Here is a 19,006-nt window from a genome sequence, read left to right on the forward strand (position 1 = left end):
ATTCGCCGCGACTCAGGGTTCTCTGTTACACTTGGTGGGTTCTACCGCTGCTATTTCGGCCGATGGTGGGTGTAGCTCAAAGGTAGAGCACCGGACTGTGGCTCCGGACGCTGCGGGTTCGAGTCCCGTCATCCACCCCAATCTTCCAGGTATCAGGACGCCAGCGCTTCGCTCTCGGGAACATCGACCAGCTGGCCATTCGACAGCGCGACCGCGGTGCAGTGTACGTGGGCGGACTTGCGTCCCTTGGCGTCGTACATGAGCGCGTCGGCACGCTGGATCAGCTCGGCGGCGAGCCTGCGGGCGACGCCGCGCCGCTCGTGCACGGCGCCCAGCCGCAGGCAGACGACCCCGACGTCGACCTGAACCGGCCGCGCGACGAGGCCGTGATCCTCATTCGACCAGTCGTGTTTCTCCACCGCCGTCTTGAAGCGGCTGGCGATGTCGATCGCCTGGATGCAGCCCGGCAGGTCCGGAATCAGGAAGCAGAACTCGTCGCCGCCGAAGCGGGCATGCAGGTCGCGAGCCTTCATGTCGCGCTCCACGGCGAGGAAGTCCTCCGAGCGAATCTGATCCGCGAGGATGCGCGCGACTCCCTCGATGATCCGGTCGCCGACGGCATGCCCGAGCGTGTCGTTGTAGGACTTGAAGCTGTTGATGTCGACGACACCGACGCCGCACCAGCGGACGCGCTGCTCCACCGCCAGGTAGCCCTCGACGCGCTCCATGAACCAGTCGAAATTCAGCAGCTTCGTCTTCGGATCGCGGTGTGACTTTTCGGTGAGGTCGGCGACCACATCCTCGAAATAGCGGGCGATGTTGCTGACGGTGACGTCCTTGTCGCTGATCTCGCGCTGCAGCCGCTCCATCTTCGCCGCGAACCCCTCCGACAGGGCGCGAATCGCGTCGTGTTTCGATTCCTCGACGAGGGCGCGCTGGCGGGCGACGACGTCTTCGACCCGCTGCAGCAGCTCTGCCGAGTCGGTAGACGAGAGGCGCAGCGACCGGCCGATCCAGTCGCGCAGCTCAGCTGTGGGGGGACGTTCGCCGTTGGATCCATGGACCGGGAGCATGACGTCGCCTCGGAGACATCAATCGCCGTGCCGCCGTAAACCCTTGAAATTGAGAAGCGGGCTACCTGAAAGAGAGAAAAAAGTGCTCCACCTCAGGCGGCCCTGCGGGTTTTTTCGACAACAGTGGGGCGCCGGATCGCCGGGTCGTGCGACAGCGGCCCTTGGACTGCAACATCCACCAAACTCAGCAGTAACGCCGCGTCCCGGCTTGAATCTTCCGGTGCAGATTCGCGCACCAGGCCCTCCCGCCGTGGCCCGCGATCGTGCAGAATAAAAGACCCTTCGCATGGAACGCACCCTCGTTGTCGACGACTCCCCGACCATCCGCCGCATGGTCATGGCGTCCCTGCGTGAGGTATGCCTGGGCGGCTTCCTCGAAGCGGCCAGCGGTCTGGAAGCGTGCGAGAAGCTCGCGCTCAGCCCGGTCTCGCTGATCGTGCTCGACCTGAACATGCCGGACATGCACGGCCTGGAGCTGCTGGCGTTCGTCCGCCGTCATCCCGCGCTGAAGTCGCTGCCGGTGATCGTGCTGACGACGCGCGCCGATCAGGAGAGCCGCGGCGCCGCGGCCGCGGCGGGCGCGTCGCTCTATCTCACCAAGCCGTTCACGCCGCAGCACCTCGCCGAACAGGCGCGCGGGCTGCTCGAGGCCAAGCCATGAACGACGACCGTGACACGTTCGCCGCCGAGTTCATGGACGACTATTACGCCGAGTGCTCGGAGCACCTGGCGAACGTCAGGCGGCTGCTGCTGCAGTTCGACGCCGTCGAGACGGCCCAGCCCGCGCCGCCGCACGTCATCGACGAACTCTTTCGCAGCTTCCACTCGATCAAGGGCGTGTCGGGGATGGTGAGCCTGCGGGAGGCCGAGGCGCTGGCCCATCACATGGAGGATCTGCTGCGCGCGCTGCGCCGCGGCGAGACGAGCCTGACGGCCGAGGGAGTCGATGCGATCGCGGCCGGCGTCGATCTACTGGAACGGGTGATCGCGGCGCGGCGCGAAGCGCGGCCGCTGCCCGCGATCGACGCGGCGGTGCAGCGGCTCGAGCGCGTCTTACAGGAGCCCCGGGACGCAGGGAAGCCGGCAGGTTCGCCGTCGGCATTGCCCGACGAGCCAGCGTGGCGCATCACCTTCACCCCCTCGCCCGCGCTGCTCGAGCGCGGCATCAACGTCGATCGTGTGCGCGAACGGCTGCGCGAGCACGGCGCAATCACGAGCGCGACGCCGCGCGTGGCCGGCGGGGCGATTGCCTTCGAATTCCTGTTCACGGGCGCACTCGACGCGGCGACTGCTGCGGCCTGGCGCGAGGACGGCCTCGGCATCGAGCCGCTGGAGGCGCGCGAGGCCGTCCCGGTGGAGGCGATCGAAGCCGCGGCGCAGGCCGGTCCGTCGCACGTGGTCCGCGTCGACCTGACGCGCCTCGACGAGCTAATGCGGATGATCGGCGAGCTGGTGATCAGCCGCGCCCGTCTCGAGTCGGCGCTCGCGGCCGTCGAGCGGCACGTGCCGCCCGTCGAGTGGCGGGCGGTGCAGGAGAACGCGCAGACGATCGAGCGCCAGCTGCGGGATCTGCGCGAAGGGGTGATGCGCGTCCGCCTCGTACCGGTCGGCGAGCTGCTCCGCCGCGTGCCGTTCGTCGTCCGCGATCTGACGCGCGAGAGCGGCAAGCGGGTCCGGCTGGATCTGCGCGGGCAGGGCACCGAGATCGACAAGTTCCTGATCGAACGGATGCTGGATCCGGTGCTGCACCTGGTCCGCAACGCGGTCAGCCACGCGTTCGAGACGGCCGACGAGCGGATCGCCGCCGGCAAGAGCCCCGAGGGGACATTGACGCTGGCGGCGTCGAGCCTCGGCGATCTCGTGATCCTCGAAGTGGCGGACGACGGGCGGGGGATTGACGAACCGGCGGTGGTGGCGCGGGCACGGGCGATCGGGCTCGACGTCCCGGATCCGCCGCTCGACCGGGCGCGGCTGCTCGAGCTGATTTGCGCGCCCGGGTTCTCGACCCGCGACGAGACCGATCGCGCGAGCGGCCGCGGCGTCGGCATGGCGGTGGTCAAGACCACCGTCGAGGATCTGAACGGGCACATCTCGCTCGAGACGAGCCGCGAAGGCACGCGGTTCGTCATCGAGCTGCCGTTGACGCTGGCGATCACCGACGCGTTAATCGCGCACGTCGGCGACCGGATGTTTGCGGTGCCGCAGACGGGCGTACGCGAGGTGATCGCGATCGACCCGGCGTCGCTGCGGCGCGTCGACCGCTACGAGGTCGCGCCTTTCCGCGGCGGCTCGCTGCCGATCGTGCGGCTGAGCGATCTGTTCGGCGTCGAATCGCGGGCCGTCGGGCTGCATGCCTTCGTGATCGGCGCCGGCGCCGAGGCGGTCGGTGTCGCGGTCGACCGGATCAGCGGCCAGCGCGAGATCGTGGTCCGCGGCATGGACGATTCGCTGATCCGGGTGGCTGGCGTGACCGGGGCGACCGATCTCGGGGACGGCCGCGCCGTGCTGATCCTCGACCTCGCCGGACTGCTCCGGCAGCGTGGTGCGCGGATCGCGCGCGGGCTGGAGGCGGCGTCATGAGCGGCAGCGGGCTCGAACACTTCATCCTGTTCACCGTGGCGGGTACCACCTACGCGCTGCGCAGCCGCGACGTCGCGCACGTCGAGATGCTCGAGCGGGTCACCGCGGTGCCCAACGCTGCCGCGTTCGTCGACGGCGTCGTCTTCTCGCGCGGCCAGGTGGTGCCGGCGGTCAACCTGCGGGCGCGGTTCGGCTTCGAGCGGGCCGCCTACGACGTCTCGACGCGGCTGGTCGTGGCGCAGAACGCGGACCGCAACGTCGGCCTGGTGGTCGACGCGGCGCGTGAATTCGTCTCGTTCGACCACACGCTGATCCAGCCGCCCGGGTCGGCGCTCACCGGGCTCAATGCCCGTTACCTCGAGGGGATCGCCAACGTCGGCGACCGACTGATTCTGGTTCTCGACATCACGCAGGTCCTGACCTTCGACGATCCGGTCCTTGCGGCGCACGTCTAAGAGGGTGAAGCCATGGCGATTCGAAAAGTGAACGGGCGCGCGACCCACCTGGCGCCGCAGTTCGACACGCATCTGGTGCTGGCGCAGGTCGAGCAGGTGACGGCCACCGCCGGGACGCTGGCCCGCATCAGCGAGCAGGTCTCCGAGGGAGCCGGCGAACAGATTCGCGCCCTCGAGCGATCGCTGGGCTCGATGAACGAGGCCGCCGTCTCGCTGAAGGACACCGCCGGACAGGCCGAGAGCATCGCCGTCTCGGCCGAGCAGCTCGTCTCGTCGGTCAACGAGATGGCGGCGTCGATCGAGCAGGTCGCCGCCAGCGGCGGCAGTCTGTCGACCGCCGTCGCGCAGGTCGCCGCCTCGTCGCAGCAGACCGCCACCTCGATCCAGCATGTCAGCGAGACTGCGCAGGAGATGGCGGCCCAGTCGCAGCAGCTCACCGCCTCGATCGGTGCGATGGCAGCGGGCGTCAAGAGCATCACCCGCGACTCCGAGACGCTGACCAGCTCGGTGAACGAGACCGGCGCCGCGATCGAGCAGATGGCCGGGTCGATCCGCGGCGTCTCGGCGAACGCCGACGACCTCGCGACCGCGGCCGAGGAGACCTCGTCGTCGATCAACGAGATGGCGGCGTCGATCGAGGAAGTCGGCGCGATGACCGAGCGGCTGGCGACCAGCGTCGACGACACGGCGGCGTCGATCGAGGAGATGTCGCGATCGGTGCAGAGCGTGGCGCAGAACGGCGTGCACATCAGCGACGCGGCGCGCGACGCGGCCGTCAGCGCCAATCAGATGGAGCGGTCGATCGTCTCGGTGTCGACGATTGCGCGATCCGCCGACGACGTGGCGCGCCGCGTCAGCCGCGAGGCCGAGGACGGCGGCGCCACGCTGCAGCGCTCGATCCAGGGCATGTCGCGTATGCGCGAGTCGATGGCGCAGTCGGCGGCGGTGATGCGCGAGATGGGCAAGCGGACCGGCGACATCACCTCGATCGTCGATACCATCAACCTGATCGCCGAGCGAACCAACCTGCTGTCGCTGAACGCGTCGATCGAAGCGGCGCGGGCCGGCGACGCCGGACGCGGCTTCGCCGTGGTCGCCGAAGAGATCCGCAACCTGGCCGATCGCTCGGCGCGGGCCACCGCCGACATCGCCGGCATCATCCGCGGCCTGCAGCAGATCGCGCAGGAGGCGGTCAGCTCGTCGAACGACGGGCTCCGCATCGCCGACGAGAGCAGCGGCCTGGCCGAATCGGGGGCCGCGGCGCTGCGGAAGATCCTCGCAGGGGTTGGCGAGACCGCCGGCCTGGTGGGACAGATCGCCGGCGCCACCGCCGAGCAGCGCACGGCCGGACAGAACGTCGTGCACGCCATCAGCGCGACGACCGAGCAGGTGCGGCTGATTGCCGCGTCGACGGGCGAGCACGCGACCGTGGCCGCCAGCATCGTCAAGGGGACCGCGCAGATGCGCACGATATCGCAGGAGGTCGCCAAGGCGATCAGCGAGCAGGGACGCGCCGCCCGCGACATCATCAAGGCCTCGAGCAGCACGGCGAAGCTCGCCGCGCAGGTCCGCAAGGCGACCGCCGAACAGGCGAAGGGCGCCGCGCAAATCGTCCAGTCGAACGACGCGATGCGGCGGAGCGCCGCCGCCACCACCCGGACGGCTGTGCAGCAGGCGCTGTCCGCCGACGAGACCACGAAGGCGGCCGAGACGCTGTCGCGGATGAGCGCCCAGGTGTCGGCCTCGGTCGGCGAGCAGCGCAACGCCGCCGCCGAGATCGCCAAGGCCGTCGGCTCGATGCGCAGCGAGGCGGATCAGACCGCCAAGGCCCTGAAGGAACAGGGCCGCGCGATGCGCGACATGGGGGGCGCCGCCGCCAACACCGCCCGGCAGATCAAGGCGATCACGCAGGCCAACCGCACGCACTCGCAGAAGGTCGCCGACGTCGTGGAGGACGTCGCGGCGGTGCGGCGGATAGCCGAGCGCAACGCCGGCGGCGTCAACGAGACCCGCAGCGGGACAGCCGATCTGCTGCGCAACGCACAATCCCTGACGACCATGATCGGCTCGCTGGCGAACAAGCCCCATTGAGCCGAGTCGGCATCCTGACCGTCGATCGGGCGCTGGTCGTCCGCGGCTGGGACGCGTGGCTGGCCGAAAGCTCCGGCATTCCGGCCGCGGCGGCGCTCGGCCGGCTGCTCGCCGAGGTGGTGCCCGACCTCGAGTCGCGCGGCCTGCTTGCTCGCTTCGGCGAGGTGCTCGACACCGGCGAGGTGCTGGTACTGGCGCCGGCCTTCCATCGTTACCTGGTGCCGTGCGCGCCGGCGCAGCCGTCGCCGCACTTCGATCGGATGCAGCAGCGCGTGACGCTGGCCCCGCTCCAGGACGGCGATCGGATCACCGGGGTGATGGCGGCGATCGAGGACGTCACCGCACGGATGGACCGCGAGCGGACACTGGCCGGGCTGCTGCGCTCCGACGACTGGCAGGCGCGCACGGCCGCCATCGCCGACCTCTCGCAGCACAGCGATCCCGATCTGGCGGGTACGCTGCTGGAAACGCTGCGGCTCGAGCATCGCGACTTCAACGTCCTGAGCAGCGTGCTGAAGCTGCTCGCCGCTTCGAACAACGACGTCACCGCGCCGCTCGTCGCGCTGCTCGGCGAGCCCGACATCGACCTGCGAATCCAGGCCGCGTTGGCGCTCGGCGAGCAGCAGACGCCGGAGGCAATCGACGCGCTCAGCCGCGCCGTCGACGATCCCGATCCCAACGTGCGGTTCCACGCCGTGGAGTCGCTCGGGCGGCTGCGGGCGGCCGATGCCGTCGAGACCCTGGCCCGCCTCGCCGCCGGCGACGACTTCTTCCTGGTCTTCCCCGCCGTCGACGCGCTGGCGCGCATCGGCGACGTCCGCGCGGTGCCGGCGCTGGTGCCGCTGCTCGACCGGCCGATGATCGCCGAGCCGGTGGCGGAAGCCCTCGGCGAGACCGGGGGGGCCGAGGTCGTGCGGCCGCTGGTCGGGCTGCTGAATCGCGGCGGCCCCGCGGCGGCGGTGGCGCGCGCCCTCGCCCGGTTGCACGAGCGTTACGAGCGGGACTACGGCGGCGGGGCGTTGATCGTCGCCGAGTTCCAGGCGCTGGTCGATGCCGCCGGCACGGCGCGGATGCTCGACGCGATCGCGTCCTGCGACGGCGCCGACCTGAGGCCGATCGTCACGGTGCTCGGCTGGCTGAAAGGGGAGGCGGTGCACCGGGCGCTGGCGCGGCTGCTCGGCCACGCCGAAGTGCGCGGCGACGCGATCGACGCGATCGTACGCCAGGACGCCGGCGTCGTCGACATCCTGATCGACGAAGTCGATTCGAGCGATCCGGATACGGCGCTGGCGGCGATCGTGGCGCTCGGCCGGCTCGGCAACCGGCGGGCGGCGCCACGGATCGCCGCGGCGCTCGGCCGCTCGCCGGCGGTCGCCGTCGCGGCCGCCGCGGCGCTGTCGCGCATCGGCGATCCGTCGTCGCACGACGCCCTGCTGCCGCTGCTCGCGCACGCCGATGCGGCCGTCCGCCAGGGCGCGGTCGGCGCGCTCAACTCGATCGGCCATCCCGATCTCGCCGCCCGCGTCCTCGAGCTGCTCGTCTCCGACAATGCGACGCTGCGGGAATCGGGCGTCCGGATCGCCGGCTACTTCGGGTATGCCGAGGCGGTCGAGCCGCTGCTCCGCTGCGCCTCGGATCCGGTGGAGCGGGTGCGGCGCGCGGCCGTCGAGCATCTGGCGTTCCTCGACTCGCCGCAGGCACTGGCGGCGCTCGCGTCGGCGCTGCACGACGGGTCGGCCGCGGTCCGCGCCGCGGCAGCGCAGGGGCTGGCGCACACGTCGCGCGAGTCGGCCGAAGCGCCACTGCTCGCCGCGTCGGCCGATCCCGACACCTGGGTCCGCTACCATGCGGTGCGCGCGCTCGGCGAGCTCGGTGCCGGAGCGGCACGCCTGGCCGCGGTCGCCGAGAGCGATCCCGCCATGCACGTGCGCATCGCGGCACTCGAATCGCTGGGCGCGATCGACGACGACGAGAGCGCCGCGACCCTGCGCGTGCACGCATCGAGCGCCAACCCGGATCTGGCCGTCGCGGCCGTCCGTTCGCTCGGCCGCTCGGCCGATCCGCGCGCGGCGGCGGAATTGCGGGCGGCGCTGCGGCGCCCCGACCCGGCAGTCCGGCTGGCCGCGGTCACCGCCTACCGCCGCGCGACTACCGCCGACGCCGTCGCCGCGCTGCAGTGGACGGCGGCGGCCGATGGCGACGACGGCGTGGCGGCCGGCGCCGTCGAGGCGATGAGGGCGATGGCGGTGCGGAGCGGCGACGTCGGCGCCGCGGCGGTTGCGGGCCTGTTGGCCTCGACCGTCGAGCCGCGGGTGCGCGAAGCGGCGATCGCCGCGCTCGCGCGGCTTCCCGAGACGCGCGTCGCCGACGTGGTGCGCGGGCTCGACGCGACGCAGCCCTCGCTCCGCACGGCGGCGGTCGCGGCGCTCGGCCGCATGCGGAGGCCGGAGGCGTCGGCCGCCATCCGTGCCGCGCTCGACGACGGCGACGCCGCCGTCCGCGAGGCCGCGGTGTTCGCGCTCGCACGGCTCGGTGTTCGCGGCGTCGGCCTCAAGCTGGCGATGATGGCCCGCGAGGATCCCTCGCGCGCGGTGCGCCGCGCCGCGGCGGCGGCCGAAGGGTCTCGATGATCGGGCGACAGGCATCTCAGGCCGAGGGACTCGGACTCTCGAAGAGCGCGCTGCCGCTGCTCGCCGATCTCCTGCGCGAGCGGCTCGGCGTGTCCTACGAGCCGGCGCGGTTCGACATGCTCGCCGACCGGCTCGCGTCGCTGGTCCTCGACCGCGGGTTCGACTCGTTCCTCGACTACTACTACCTGCTCAAGTACGACGAGCACGCCGCCGACGAGTGGCGCCGGGTCACCGATGCCTTGTCGGTGCCCGAGACCTACTTCTGGCGTGAGGTCGACCAGTTGCGCGCGGTCGTCGACGAGATCGTGCCGCGGCTGGCGTCGCGCGGCGGCGTCGTGCGGCTGTGGACGGTCCCGTGCGCGACCGGCGAGGAGCCGCTGACGCTGGCGATGATGCTCGAGGAGCGCGGCTGGTTCGCTCGCGCGCCGATCGAGATCCACGCGAGCGACGCGAGCCCGGCGGCGGTCGACCGGGCGCGGAGCGGGCGGTTTCGCGAGCGCGCGTTCCGCAGCCTGCCGCCCGAGCTGCGGGCCAGGTACTTCCGAGCTCAGGGTGACGCCTGGGTCGTCGATCCGGCGCTGCACGCGCGCGTCACGTCGTGGAGCGTGGTCAACTTGATGTGCGAGGGAGACGTCCTGCCGCGCGCCCGCGTGCCGGTCATCCTGTGCCGCAACGTCTTCATCTATTTTTCGCCGGCCGCCGTCGCGCGGGTGGTGGGATTGTTCGCGCGGGCGATGCCGCCCGAAGCGTACCTGTGCCTCGGCGCGTCGGAATCGCTGCTCAAGCTGCGTACGACGTTCGATCTCGAGGAGATGGGCGGCGCTTTCGTCTACGTAAAGAATGGACAACGTGTCTGAGGTAATTCGGGTTCTGGTCGTCGATGACTCCGCTTATGTCCGGAAGGTCGTATCGGAGGTGCTGCGCCGCAGCCCGTCGATCGAGGTGGTGGGTGTGGCGCGGGATGGCGCCGAGGCGCTGGAGCGCGTGGCGGCGCTCCGTCCCGATGTGGTCACCTGCGACCTGAACATGCCGGTGCTCGACGGGCTCGGGTTCATCGCGGCGCAGATGGCGCGCGATCCCGTGCCGATCGTCGTGATCAGCATCGCGGCGGGCGCCGGCGAGCAGGTACTGGCCGCGCTCGACGCCGGCGCCGTCGATTTCGTGCAGAAGCCGACGGCGCTCGCCACCGAGCGGCTGATGGAGATGGGCGAGGAGCTGGTAGAGAAGGTGCGCGCCGCGGCCGGCGCGCGCCGGCGGTCGGCGGTGGCGGTGGCGCCCGCCACGACCCGGGCGGTGCGCGGCGCATTCGACATCGTCGTCGTCGGGATCTCGACCGGCGGGCCGCACGCGCTCAAAGAGCTGGTGCCGGCGCTGCCGTCCGACTGCCCGGTGCCGATCGCCATCGTGATGCACATGCCCCCCGGCTACATCGACATGTACGCCCGCCGCCTCAACGAGTTGTCGGCGCTGCGGGTGGTCGAGGCGGCGGAAGACATGCCGGTCGAGCTGGGCACCGTGTTCATCGCGCCGGCGGGCCGACACCTGACGTTCCGGCGCACCGCTGCCGAGGTGCGGGTCCACCTCGACGTGCTGCCGCTGGACACGCCGCACCGTCCGTCGGTCGACGCCCTGTTCCAGTCGGCGGCCGACGTCTACGGCTCGCGCGTGCTCGGGGTGGTGATGACCGGCATGGGCAGCGACGGCCGCGAAGGCGCAGCGTGGATCAAAGCGCGCGGCGGCAGTATCCTTACTCAGAACGAGGAGAGCTGCGTCGTCTACGGCATGCCGCGCTCGGTGGTCGAGGCCGGACTCAGCGATATGGAGCCTTCGCTCGATAAGATGGCGCAGGCGATCATGGAGCGCGTATGAACGGGAAGGTACTGCTCGTCGACGACTCCGGGTTGGCCAGACGAAGCATGCGCCGCATACTCGAACAGGTGGGCTACACGGTCGTCGAAGCGGAAGACGGGCTGTCGGCGCTCGAGCGCTTCGCCCTCGACAAGCCGGATCTCGTGCTGCTCGATCTGGTGATGAAGGGGATGTACGGCCTCGACGTGCTGTCGAAACTGCGCGAACTCGACCCGGACGCGCGGGTGATCGTGATGACGGCGGACATCCAGACGTCGTCGCGCGAGATGGTGCAGTCGGCCGGTGCGTCGGCGTTCCTGAACAAGCCGGCCGCCGCCACCACCGTCATCGACGTCGTTGGCCGCGTGCTGAGAGGAGAAGAAAGTTGGAACTGACGCCGGCACAGCACGACGCGCTGATCGAGCTGCTCAACATCGGCTTCGGGCGCGCTGCGGCGTCGCTGTCAGAGCTGACCGGGCACCGCGTTCTGCTCGACGTCCCCAATGTATCGGTGCACCCGATCGAAGAGCTCAGCGCCGCGCTGCGGCAGGTGGTCGAGGACGAGGTCGCCAGCGTCCATCAGATCTTCTCCGGCCCGGTGGGCGGCGACGCGCTGCTGATCCTCGATCACCGCGCCGCCGGCATGCTGAAGGAGCTGCTCACCAACGAGCCGCCGCTGCCCTTGCCGATCGATCCGTCCGCCCGCGAGGTCCTGACCGAAGTCGGCAATATCCTGCTCAACGCCTGTCTCGGCACCTTCGGCAACATTCTCAAGGTCCAGGTGTCGTTCTCGGTGCCGCACCTGAATCTCGACACGCTGCACGAGGTGATGCGCAGCCTGCTGATCAACCGCGAGGGTCTCCGCTACGCGCTCGTCGTGCACGCCGGTTTCAAGCTGCGCGACGCGGAGGTGCGCGGCTACCTGGTCATCGTGTTGAGCGTCGCCTCGCTCGACCGCCTCATTCGCGCGGTCGAAGAGTGGGAGCGGGAACAGGGTACGCTGTGAGCGACCGCGCCGCCGCCGTCGATCCGGTCCAGGCCGCGACGCTGCGCTGGCTCGACGAGCTGTCCGAGGAGGGGATCTTCACCACCGATACCCAGCTCGTGGTGAGGAGCTGGAACCGGTTCATGAGCGAGCTCACCGGCGTGCAGCCCGAGGCGGCCATCGGCCAACCGCTCCTCGACCTGCTGCCCGAGCTGGCGGAGCGGCGGACGGACGCGCACTACCGAGCCGCGCTGGCCGGCGAAGCGCGCGTGCTGGCGCACCGGTTCCACCGCTATCTCGTCGCCGACCGCGGCGGTGCCGGCGAGCCGGCACAGAGCGCGCGGATCACGCCGCTCGAACACGACGGCGCCATCATCGGCACGCTCACCGTCATCAGCGACGTCAGCGAACGGATTGCGAGCGAGCGCGAGCTGCGCTCGCGGATCGAGTTTGCCGAGACGGCGCGCGCCATCGCCGAAGACGCCGTCCGCGTCAAGGACGAGTTCCTCGCCACGCTGTCGCACGAGATTCGGACGCCGCTCAACGCCGTCCTCGGCTGGACCAAGATCCTGCTGGCGCGGCCGCTCGATCAGGCGTTGACTACGCGCGCGCTGCAGATCATCGACCGCAACGCGAGCGCACAGACCCGCCTCATCGACGACATGCTCGACATGGCGCGCATCATGAGCGGCAAGCTGCGCCTCGAGACGCAGCCGGTCGATCTGGCTGCCATCGCGGGCGCCGCCATCGATGTCGTCGCGCCCACTGCGGCCGTCAAGGGGCTGACGCTCGTCGCCGACATCGGGACCGCCCGGCCGTGGATGATGGGGGACGCCGATCGCCTGCAGCAGATCGTCTGGAACCTGCTGTCGAACGCCATCAAGTTCACCGAACGCGGGGGCACCATCACGCTGTCGCTGGCGCGTGACAACGCCTGGCTGACGCTGCGGGTCAGCGACACCGGCCGCGGCATCGAGGCCGACTTCCTGCCGCAGATCTTCGAGCGGTTCCGTCAGGCCGACGCGTCGGCGAGCCGGCGCCACGGCGGGCTGGGCCTCGGGCTGCCGCTGGTCCGGACGCTGACCGAACTGCACGGCGGTTCCGTCAGCGCGTCGAGCGAGCCGGGCCGCGGCAGCGCCTTCACCGTGACGTTCCCAGGGCGAACGGAACTGACCGACGCAGAGTCGATGGCTGCCGTCGCCGCCGATGCCGACCGCGTGCTGCCCGGCGTCCGCGTGCTGCTGGTCGAGGATCAGCAGGATTCGCGCGACATGATTGTCGCCGCGCTCCAGCACTACGGCGTCGACGTCACGGAGGCGGGCACCTCGCGTGAAGCGCTTGAGTCGCTCGACGCCGCCCTGGCGGCCCATCGTCCACCCGCGGCGATCATCTCCGACATCGGCCTGCCGGGTGAAGACGGCTTCCACCTGATGGAGCTGCTGCGGGCACGGCCGCCGTCGCGCGGGGGCGGCATTCCGGTGATCGCCGTGACCGCCTACGGGCACCCGCAGGACAAGCGGCGGGCGCTCGCGGCCGGCTTCAGCCTGCACCTGACGAAACCGGTCGATCCGGGGGAACTCGCGTCCGCGCTCGCCGGCATCATCCGCAGCCGCGGCTGACGCGAGCCGCGGCCGAGACTGATCTAGAATGCCCTCCATGAGCGCCGCTCCGCAGAACTACAAGAACCACACGAAGATCGTCCCCATCTACCACTTTTTCGCGCTTCCGGTCGCGGCCGCGAACGCGGTCACGCTGGTCGTCCGCGCCATCTTCCATTTCTCGTGGGACACCGCCATTGCGGCGCTGATGGGCATCGCGCTGGTATTGATGTTCCTGCTGGCGCGGATCTTCGCGCTGACCGTGCAGGATCGCGTCATCCGGCTCGAGATGCGGCTGCGGCTGCGCGAACTGCTGCCGTCCGACCAGCATCCACGCATCGCCGAACTGACCCGCGATCAGCTCGTCGCCCTGCGATTTGCCGGCGACGCGGAGCTGCCGGCGCTCGCGCGCCGGGTGCTCGACGAGAGGCTGACCGACCGCAAGGCCATCAAACAGCTCATTCGCGACTGGGAAGTGGACAGTCTTCGAGCGTGATCACCAGATGTCGCCGACCGTGAAGCCGTCGGGAAACGGGTCTGTCGGGTCGACCGTGTACTGGGCGATGCCGGTGATCCAGGCGGTCCCCGAGAGCTCCGGCACGACCGCGCGATAGGGGCCGACCGTCGTCTCCTCGAGCAGCATGCCGGTGAACACGGTCCCCAGGATTCCCTCGTGGCGGAACGGCTCGCCGATCGGGAGCAGCCCTCGCGCGTGAAGCGTCGCCATCCTGGCGCACGTGCCGGTTCCGCATGGCGACCTATCGAGCGCGCCGGTCCAGGTGGACGGACGGTTCCAGTCGAGCGCGCCGGTGGAGACGATCACCGCATTGCGGCGGTGATTCGCGTTCGACAGCGCCGGCCCCGAAAGCTGCGCGATGGTCACATCCTTGACGGCGGGATTGTCCGGATGCGACACGGGCAGCTGTTCCCGCGCCGCGGTCTTGATCATTTCGCCGATGCGGGTGATCTCGCGCCCTTCGTCGGGGGTGAGCGCGAGGCCGAAGGCCGCGGCGTCTGCGATCACATAGAACATGCCGCCCCAGGCGACGTCCACGCGGATCCGGCCGAGCGTCGGCACGTCGACCTCAACGTCGAGATGCACGGCGAACGCCGGCACGTTGCGAAACGTTACCTGCGTCACCTTGCCGTCGCGGCAGTCGGCCCGGACGCGGATCAGCCCGGCGGGCGCTTCGAGTGTCAGCTCGGTCACCGGCTCCCGCATCGGGATCATGCCGGTCTCGAGCAGCGCCGTCGTCACGCAAATCGTGTTCGTGCCAGACATCGGCGGGTATTCGACCTGCTCCATGATGACGAAGCCGGCATCCGCGTCGGGGTGCGCGGATGGCAGTACCAGATTGCAGTTGGCGGCAGGATAGCCGCGCGGCTCGCGCAGCATGCGAAGCCGCAGCCCGTCCTGGTGCCGCGCCAGGTGCTGCATCTTCTCGAACATCGTCCGGCCCGGCACGTCGCGGACGCCGCCGACGATGACCCGGCCAGGCTCGCCGCCCGCATGCAGGTCGATGGCGTGAACAAGCGACGAGAGGCGCATGAACGCGGCGATCCTATCACCCGCACGCGCGGGCTCCGGCGGATCTGCGCTCCGACTACAATCGATTGGTGTCTCCAGAACTCGGCCTGATCATTGCGCCGCGGACGACCTACGCGGCGCTCGTGCGGCTGCCGGCGCACGCGTCATTTCTCCTGGCGCTTCGGCGGCCGCTGCTCGTCGCGATCGTCCTGGGCGTGTCGGTGGCGATCTCGGCGACGCATGCCGTGAATCCGTTGCTCGTCGCGAGCACGACGATTGCGTGGAGTTATGTGGTGGCGCTGCAGATGGCCATCGCGCTGCCGCTTGTGGCGGGCCCGTCGCGGCGCACGGTCGGGCTGCCACGCGCCCTCGATCTCTTCTTCGCCGGGCACGCGCCCTGGTCGCTCTTTGCGCTGCTCGTCGCCGCCTGGGGACTGGCCACGTCGACGGAGTCGATCTGGCCGATCGTCGCGGCGGCGCTCCTGCCGTGTGCGCTGACCGCCCGGATCGTCCACGCGTTCTTCCGGGAGGTGCTCGCGCTCGACGCCGCGGCGGCGTTGCGGCGGACGGTGACGCAGCAGGCCCTCACCTGGGCGATCGTGGTCGCCATCAACTGGGCGGCCAGCGCATTCACGCCGCGGCTGATCGAGCTGGGTCGGCAGCTGTGAACGCCCGTCGGGCCAGGACCCTCAGTCTCCTCGTGCTCGCCGCCGGCATCGTCCTCGGCGGCGTGAAGGGGGACGACTCTGCGCCCGGACCTCTCGTGAGCGGTGAGTACACGGTTCTCGCCGGCGACTTTCACGTCCACAGCTCCCCTGACGCCATGACGCCGTGGGATGCGGCGAGCGAGGCGCGGCGGCGACGCCTCGACGTCATCGCCTTGACGAGCCACAATTCGATGGCCGGCTGGTGGCTCTGGCGGCACGCGCCGTGGCGGGAACCCGGCGTGATGGTGCTGCCGGGAGAAGAGCTGACGGGCGTGGGCTATCACATGGCGCTTGTCGGTCTCTCGACGACGGTCGCCTGGCACCAGAGCCCGGCCGCCGCCGCCGCCGCCGCGCACGCACAGGGGGCGGTCGCCATTCTGGCGCACCCGATGACCGCGCGTCCCTACGCGACCACCGACGAAGACCTGCGCGCGCTCGACGGGATGGAACTCGTGCCGGCGCCGCCGCCGTCGACGCGGGACTGGGCGCGCCAGAAGTTCGTCGGGTTGTACGCCCGGGCGTCAGCGGGGCGGCGCGTGGCGATCATCGGCTCGTCCGACTACCACTACTCGGCGCCGATCGGGCTGTCGCGAACGTATGTCTTCGTGCGCGATGTGTCGCCGGCGGGTGTGCTCGAGGCGATCCGCTCGGCGCGCACGGTCGCCTGCGACTTGCGTGGGGTGACCGACGGCCCCTCCGATCTCGCGGCCATCGTCGCGGCGCGCTGCCGGGCGGACGCGCTCGCGGCTCCGGTCGGCGACTCGCCGTGGGCGCGGCTGGGGATGCCGCTCAGCTGGGGCGCCCTTGTCGCCCTCGTCCTGCTCGGCGCAGCCTAGAATAACGGCGTTCGATGTCGAGCGAGTTGCAACAGCGTCTTCTCGCCCTGGTGTCCCGCGCCGGTCACCTGCTCGGATCGCCGCGCATGGAAGACGTCCTCCCAGGCATCCTGGCAGTCGCGTCCGAAAGCCTGCTCGCCGACGGCTACGCGGTCTGGCGGCTGGATCGGGCCCGTGGCCGTTGGGTGATCGCCTCGCACGCCGGCGTCTCTGAAACGTTCGCGTCCGGCGGCATTTCGACGTACCTGGGCCAGTCGGCGATGCCGATGAAGATGCAGCCGATCGTGGCCGAGGACGTCCGCGCCACGCCGACGCTCGCGCAACGGGCCGCCGCCTACGAGCAGGAGGGCATCGTTTCAATCCTCGCCGTGCCGCTCGCCGTCGACGTGGACGGGGACGGCACGCTGGTGTTCTACTGGCGCGCGCGACGGACCCTCGCGTCCGACGACGTCGAGCTCGGGGCGGCGCTGGCGCACCTGGCCGGCGCGGCGCTCAGGACCGCCGATCTGCACGCCGAGCAGCTGCGGGCCGAGCGCCAGACGCGCTTCCTCGCCGAGGCGGCCGGCGCGCTCGCGAGCTCGCTCGACTACGGCCAGACGCTCCAGACGATGGCGCAGCTGGCGGTTCCGCACATCGCCGACTGGTGCGCCATCGACATCGTCGACGCCGCCGGCGCGGTCGAGCTGCTGGCGCTGAGCCATGTCGATCCGGCGCGGGTCGCGATGGCGCGCGCCTTCGCGACGAAGTATCCACCGGATCCGCAGTCGCCGACCGGCACACTCGCGGTCATCCGCACGGGAAAGCCCGAGCTCCTGCCGCTCCTGACCGACGAGATGATCGAGCGGGGCGGCCGCAGCGACGAGCACCGCGCCGACGTGCGCGCGCTGGGCATCGCCTCGTTCATGATCGTGCCGCTTCGGACCCGACGCGGCATCGTCGGCGCGATGACCTTCGTAGCCGCGGAGTCGCGCCGCTCCTTCACGCCCGCCGACTTGCGCTTCGCCGAGACCGTCGCCGATCGGGCGGCCGTGGCGATCGACAATGCCCGCGCCTACGACGAGGCGCAGCGCGCCAATCGCGTCAAGGACGAATTCCTGGCGACCCTCTCGCACGAGCTGCGGACGCCGCTCAACGCCATCCTCGGCTATGCCCAGATGCTGCGCGGGGGAGCGATCGCCGCCGAACGGCATGAGGCAGCGCTCGAAGTGATCGAGCGCAACGCGCAGGTGCTGACGCAGCTCGTCGGCGACATCCTCGACGTGTCGCGGATCGTCTCTGGCAAGATGAAGCTCTCGGTGCAGGCCGTCGAGCTTGGACCGCTGTTCGCCGACGCACTCGGCACCGTCCTGCCGGCCGCTGAGCGCCGCGGCATCCGGCTCACGTCGCGCGTCGCCCCAGATCTCGTGACGGTCCACGCCGACCCGGATCGGCTGCGGCAGGTGCTGTGGAACCTGCTGACCAACGCCGTCAAGTTCACACCGGCGGGCGGGCGCGTCGAGGTGAACGCCGCGCGGGTGGCGCCGGACGGCGTCGAGCTGACGGTGATCGATACCGGGCGCGGCATCTCGACCGATTTCATGCCGTTCCTCTTCGAGCGGTTCCGGCAGGCCGACGGGCCGTACTCGCGCGAGCATGGCGGGCTCGGACTCGGACTGTCGATCGCGCGCAACATCGTCGAGATGCACGGCGGCACGATCCACGCGGAAAGCGAGGGCGACGGACGCGGCGCGACGTTCCGCGTCCGGCTGCCGGATCCTGCTCCCTCCTCTTAGTCGGCGCCCGCCTTCTTCGAGTGCACCGCGAACGCCGCGCCCTGCGGATCGACGCACTGCGCGATGCGATCGCCGCCCGGCACGTCCATCGGCCCGTTGACGACCGTGCCGCCGTTGGCCTTCACCCGCTCGGCGGCGGCGTCCGCGCTCTCGACCCGCACGTAGGGCAGCCACGCCGGCGCGCCCGGCATTGCGGCCGGCTTGTCGAACATGCCCCCGGATTCGACGCCGCCAACGCCAAACAGCATGTAGACGCCCATCGGTCCCATGTCGTGCTCGTTGCGCTTTTCCCAGCCGAACAGCTGCTCGTAGAAGGTCCAGGCCCCGCGCCAGTCGGTGGTGGCCAGCTCGTGCCACGAGAACTCGCCCGGTTTCGCGGCGGTGTCCTCCGTCGGCCGGTCGGTTTCCCACGAGAACAGGCAGAACATCGCGCCTTGAGGATCGGCAAGAATCGCAAAGCGGCCGACCGTCGGTATCGACGCCGGCGGCTTGACGATGCGGCCGCCGAGCGACTGCGCCACCGCGGCGGCCGCATCGACGTCCGGAACTGTGATGTACGCCACCCAGCCGATGGGTGCAGAGGGATCCGGGAGTGCCATCACGCCGCCAAGCGGCGTGCCGTTCGCGACCCACATCAGGTATGCGTCGCCGAAGGGCTGGGTGCTCCACCCAGTCACCGCGCTGTAGAAGGTCTTCGCCGCCGCCGGGTCCGGCGTCATCAGGTCGTGCCACACGAATCGTCCACGCTTGGCTGCCGTCATTCGTCGTCCTCCAAACGCCGATTATCGATCCGATTCCGACACTCTTCCGACGTCATTTTGCACGCCAGCGGCCGCGTGCGGCGAATCGTGACGCGAGCCGCGTGACGAATGGACGCCGCGGCCCCGTCGCCGGTGAGCCTCG

Annotated in this window: 17 protein-coding genes and 1 tRNA gene; 15 read left to right on the plus strand and 3 right to left on the minus strand. The window is 70.5% G+C overall.

Annotated elements, in window-relative coordinates; all coding sequences use genetic code 11:
* Positions 1 to 65 precede the first annotated feature (65 nt).
* Positions 66 to 140, plus strand: a tRNA-His gene (locus tag VGI12_19550).
* A gap of 12 nt (positions 141 to 152) precedes the next feature.
* Here the strand turns inward: VGI12_19550 and VGI12_19555 are convergent.
* Complete coding sequence (locus VGI12_19555) at positions 153 to 1,073, minus strand: GGDEF domain-containing protein (GenBank protein ID HEY2434877.1); 921 nt, start codon at positions 1,071 to 1,073, stop codon at positions 153 to 155.
* 286 nt (positions 1,074 to 1,359) lie between these two features.
* Here VGI12_19555 and VGI12_19560 point away from each other — a divergent pair, with 286 nt between their 5' ends.
* Genes VGI12_19560 through VGI12_19610 form a run of 11 tightly spaced genes read left to right on the plus strand, consistent with a single transcriptional unit; the run spans position 1,360 to position 13,756 of the window.
* On the plus strand, positions 1,360 to 1,734 hold the full coding sequence (locus VGI12_19560; GenBank protein ID HEY2434878.1) for a response regulator: 375 nt from the start codon (positions 1,360 to 1,362) through the stop codon (positions 1,732 to 1,734).
* Positions 1,731 to 3,653, plus strand: a complete 1,923-nt coding sequence (locus tag VGI12_19565) for a chemotaxis protein CheA (GenBank protein HEY2434879.1) — start codon at positions 1,731 to 1,733, stop codon at positions 3,651 to 3,653. Before VGI12_19560 ends, VGI12_19565 begins: the two co-directional genes overlap by 4 nt.
* A complete protein-coding gene (locus VGI12_19570; protein HEY2434880.1) occupies positions 3,650 to 4,108 on the plus strand; it encodes a chemotaxis protein CheW in 459 nt (152 codons plus the stop codon). The genes VGI12_19565 and VGI12_19570 overlap by 4 nt, the downstream gene beginning before the upstream one ends.
* Positions 4,109 to 4,120: 12 nt before the next feature.
* Entirely contained in the window at positions 4,121 to 6,199 is a 2,079-nt protein-coding gene (locus VGI12_19575) for a methyl-accepting chemotaxis protein (GenBank protein HEY2434881.1), read from the plus strand.
* A complete protein-coding gene (locus VGI12_19580; GenBank protein ID HEY2434882.1) occupies positions 6,196 to 8,829 on the plus strand; it encodes a HEAT repeat domain-containing protein in 2,634 nt (877 codons plus the stop codon). Before VGI12_19575 ends, VGI12_19580 begins: the two co-directional genes overlap by 4 nt.
* Positions 8,826 to 9,686, plus strand: coding sequence for a CheR family methyltransferase (locus VGI12_19585; protein HEY2434883.1), 861 nt, complete (start codon positions 8,826 to 8,828; stop codon positions 9,684 to 9,686). The genes VGI12_19580 and VGI12_19585 overlap by 4 nt, the downstream gene beginning before the upstream one ends.
* Positions 9,679 to 10,698: a chemotaxis-specific protein-glutamate methyltransferase CheB gene (gene cheB / locus VGI12_19590; GenBank protein ID HEY2434884.1), complete on the plus strand. Its 1,020-nt coding sequence runs from the start codon at positions 9,679 to 9,681 to the stop codon at positions 10,696 to 10,698. The genes VGI12_19585 and cheB overlap by 8 nt, the downstream gene beginning before the upstream one ends.
* A complete protein-coding gene (locus VGI12_19595) occupies positions 10,695 to 11,072 on the plus strand; it encodes a response regulator (GenBank protein HEY2434885.1) in 378 nt (125 codons plus the stop codon). Before cheB ends, VGI12_19595 begins: the two co-directional genes overlap by 4 nt.
* Complete coding sequence (locus VGI12_19600; GenBank protein ID HEY2434886.1) at positions 11,063 to 11,683, plus strand: hypothetical protein; 621 nt, start codon at positions 11,063 to 11,065, stop codon at positions 11,681 to 11,683. The genes VGI12_19595 and VGI12_19600 overlap by 10 nt, the downstream gene beginning before the upstream one ends.
* Positions 11,680 to 13,281, plus strand: a complete 1,602-nt coding sequence (locus VGI12_19605) for an ATP-binding protein (protein ID HEY2434887.1) — start codon at positions 11,680 to 11,682, stop codon at positions 13,279 to 13,281. The genes VGI12_19600 and VGI12_19605 overlap by 4 nt, the downstream gene beginning before the upstream one ends.
* A 37-nt stretch (positions 13,282 to 13,318) precedes the next feature.
* Positions 13,319 to 13,756 (plus strand): DUF6526 family protein, encoded by a 438-nt coding sequence (locus VGI12_19610; GenBank protein HEY2434888.1) that lies wholly within the window; start codon positions 13,319 to 13,321, stop codon positions 13,754 to 13,756.
* On the opposite strand, the gene VGI12_19615 is transcribed toward VGI12_19610, so the two are convergent.
* Positions 13,757 to 14,809, minus strand: a complete 1,053-nt coding sequence (locus VGI12_19615) for a proline racemase family protein (GenBank protein HEY2434889.1) — start codon at positions 14,807 to 14,809, stop codon at positions 13,757 to 13,759. It lies immediately after the preceding gene.
* A 68-nt stretch (positions 14,810 to 14,877) separates the two neighbouring features.
* Here VGI12_19615 and VGI12_19620 point away from each other — a divergent pair, with 68 nt between their 5' ends.
* The 3 genes from VGI12_19620 to VGI12_19630 are packed head-to-tail and all read left to right on the plus strand — an operon-like array spanning position 14,878 to position 18,103.
* A complete protein-coding gene (locus VGI12_19620; GenBank protein ID HEY2434890.1) occupies positions 14,878 to 15,456 on the plus strand; it encodes a hypothetical protein in 579 nt (192 codons plus the stop codon).
* On the plus strand, positions 15,453 to 16,331 hold the full coding sequence (locus VGI12_19625) for a CehA/McbA family metallohydrolase (GenBank protein ID HEY2434891.1): 879 nt from the start codon (positions 15,453 to 15,455) through the stop codon (positions 16,329 to 16,331). Before VGI12_19620 ends, VGI12_19625 begins: the two co-directional genes overlap by 4 nt.
* Before the next feature lie 14 nt (positions 16,332 to 16,345).
* Positions 16,346 to 18,103 (plus strand): ATP-binding protein, encoded by a 1,758-nt coding sequence (locus tag VGI12_19630; GenBank protein HEY2434892.1) that lies wholly within the window; start codon positions 16,346 to 16,348, stop codon positions 18,101 to 18,103.
* Here the strand turns inward: VGI12_19630 and VGI12_19635 are convergent.
* A complete protein-coding gene (locus VGI12_19635) occupies positions 18,100 to 18,864 on the minus strand; it encodes a VOC family protein (protein HEY2434893.1) in 765 nt (254 codons plus the stop codon). The two genes, VGI12_19630 and VGI12_19635, sit on opposite strands and share 4 nt — an antisense overlap.
* Positions 18,865 to 19,006: the final 142 nt, after the last annotated feature.

Source organism: Vicinamibacterales bacterium (assembly GCA_036496585.1).
In the GTDB taxonomy this organism is placed as follows: Bacteria; Acidobacteriota; Vicinamibacteria; order Vicinamibacterales; family 2-12-FULL-66-21; genus JAICSD01.

Excerpts from the sequence above, each read along its gene's own strand:
- VGI12_19555 (HEY2434877.1), bottom strand. The coding sequence starts at position 1,073 with ATGCTCCCGGTCCATGGATCCAACGGCGAACGTCCCCCCACAGCTGAG.
- VGI12_19560 (HEY2434878.1), top strand. The coding sequence starts at position 1,360 with ATGGAACGCACCCTCGTTGTCGACGACTCCCCGACCATCCGCCGCATG.
- VGI12_19565 (HEY2434879.1), top strand. The coding sequence starts at position 1,731 with ATGAACGACGACCGTGACACGTTCGCCGCCGAGTTCATGGACGACTAT.
- VGI12_19570 (HEY2434880.1), top strand. The coding sequence starts at position 3,650 with ATGAGCGGCAGCGGGCTCGAACACTTCATCCTGTTCACCGTGGCGGGT.
- VGI12_19575 (HEY2434881.1), top strand. The coding sequence starts at position 4,121 with ATGGCGATTCGAAAAGTGAACGGGCGCGCGACCCACCTGGCGCCGCAG.
- VGI12_19585 (HEY2434883.1), top strand. The coding sequence starts at position 8,826 with ATGATCGGGCGACAGGCATCTCAGGCCGAGGGACTCGGACTCTCGAAG.
- VGI12_19595 (HEY2434885.1), top strand. The coding sequence starts at position 10,695 with ATGAACGGGAAGGTACTGCTCGTCGACGACTCCGGGTTGGCCAGACGA.
- VGI12_19610 (HEY2434888.1), top strand. The coding sequence starts at position 13,319 with ATGAGCGCCGCTCCGCAGAACTACAAGAACCACACGAAGATCGTCCCC.
- VGI12_19615 (HEY2434889.1), bottom strand. The coding sequence starts at position 14,809 with ATGCGCCTCTCGTCGCTTGTTCACGCCATCGACCTGCATGCGGGCGGC.
- VGI12_19630 (HEY2434892.1), top strand. The coding sequence starts at position 16,346 with ATGTCGAGCGAGTTGCAACAGCGTCTTCTCGCCCTGGTGTCCCGCGCC.
- VGI12_19635 (HEY2434893.1), bottom strand. The coding sequence starts at position 18,864 with ATGACGGCAGCCAAGCGTGGACGATTCGTGTGGCACGACCTGATGACG.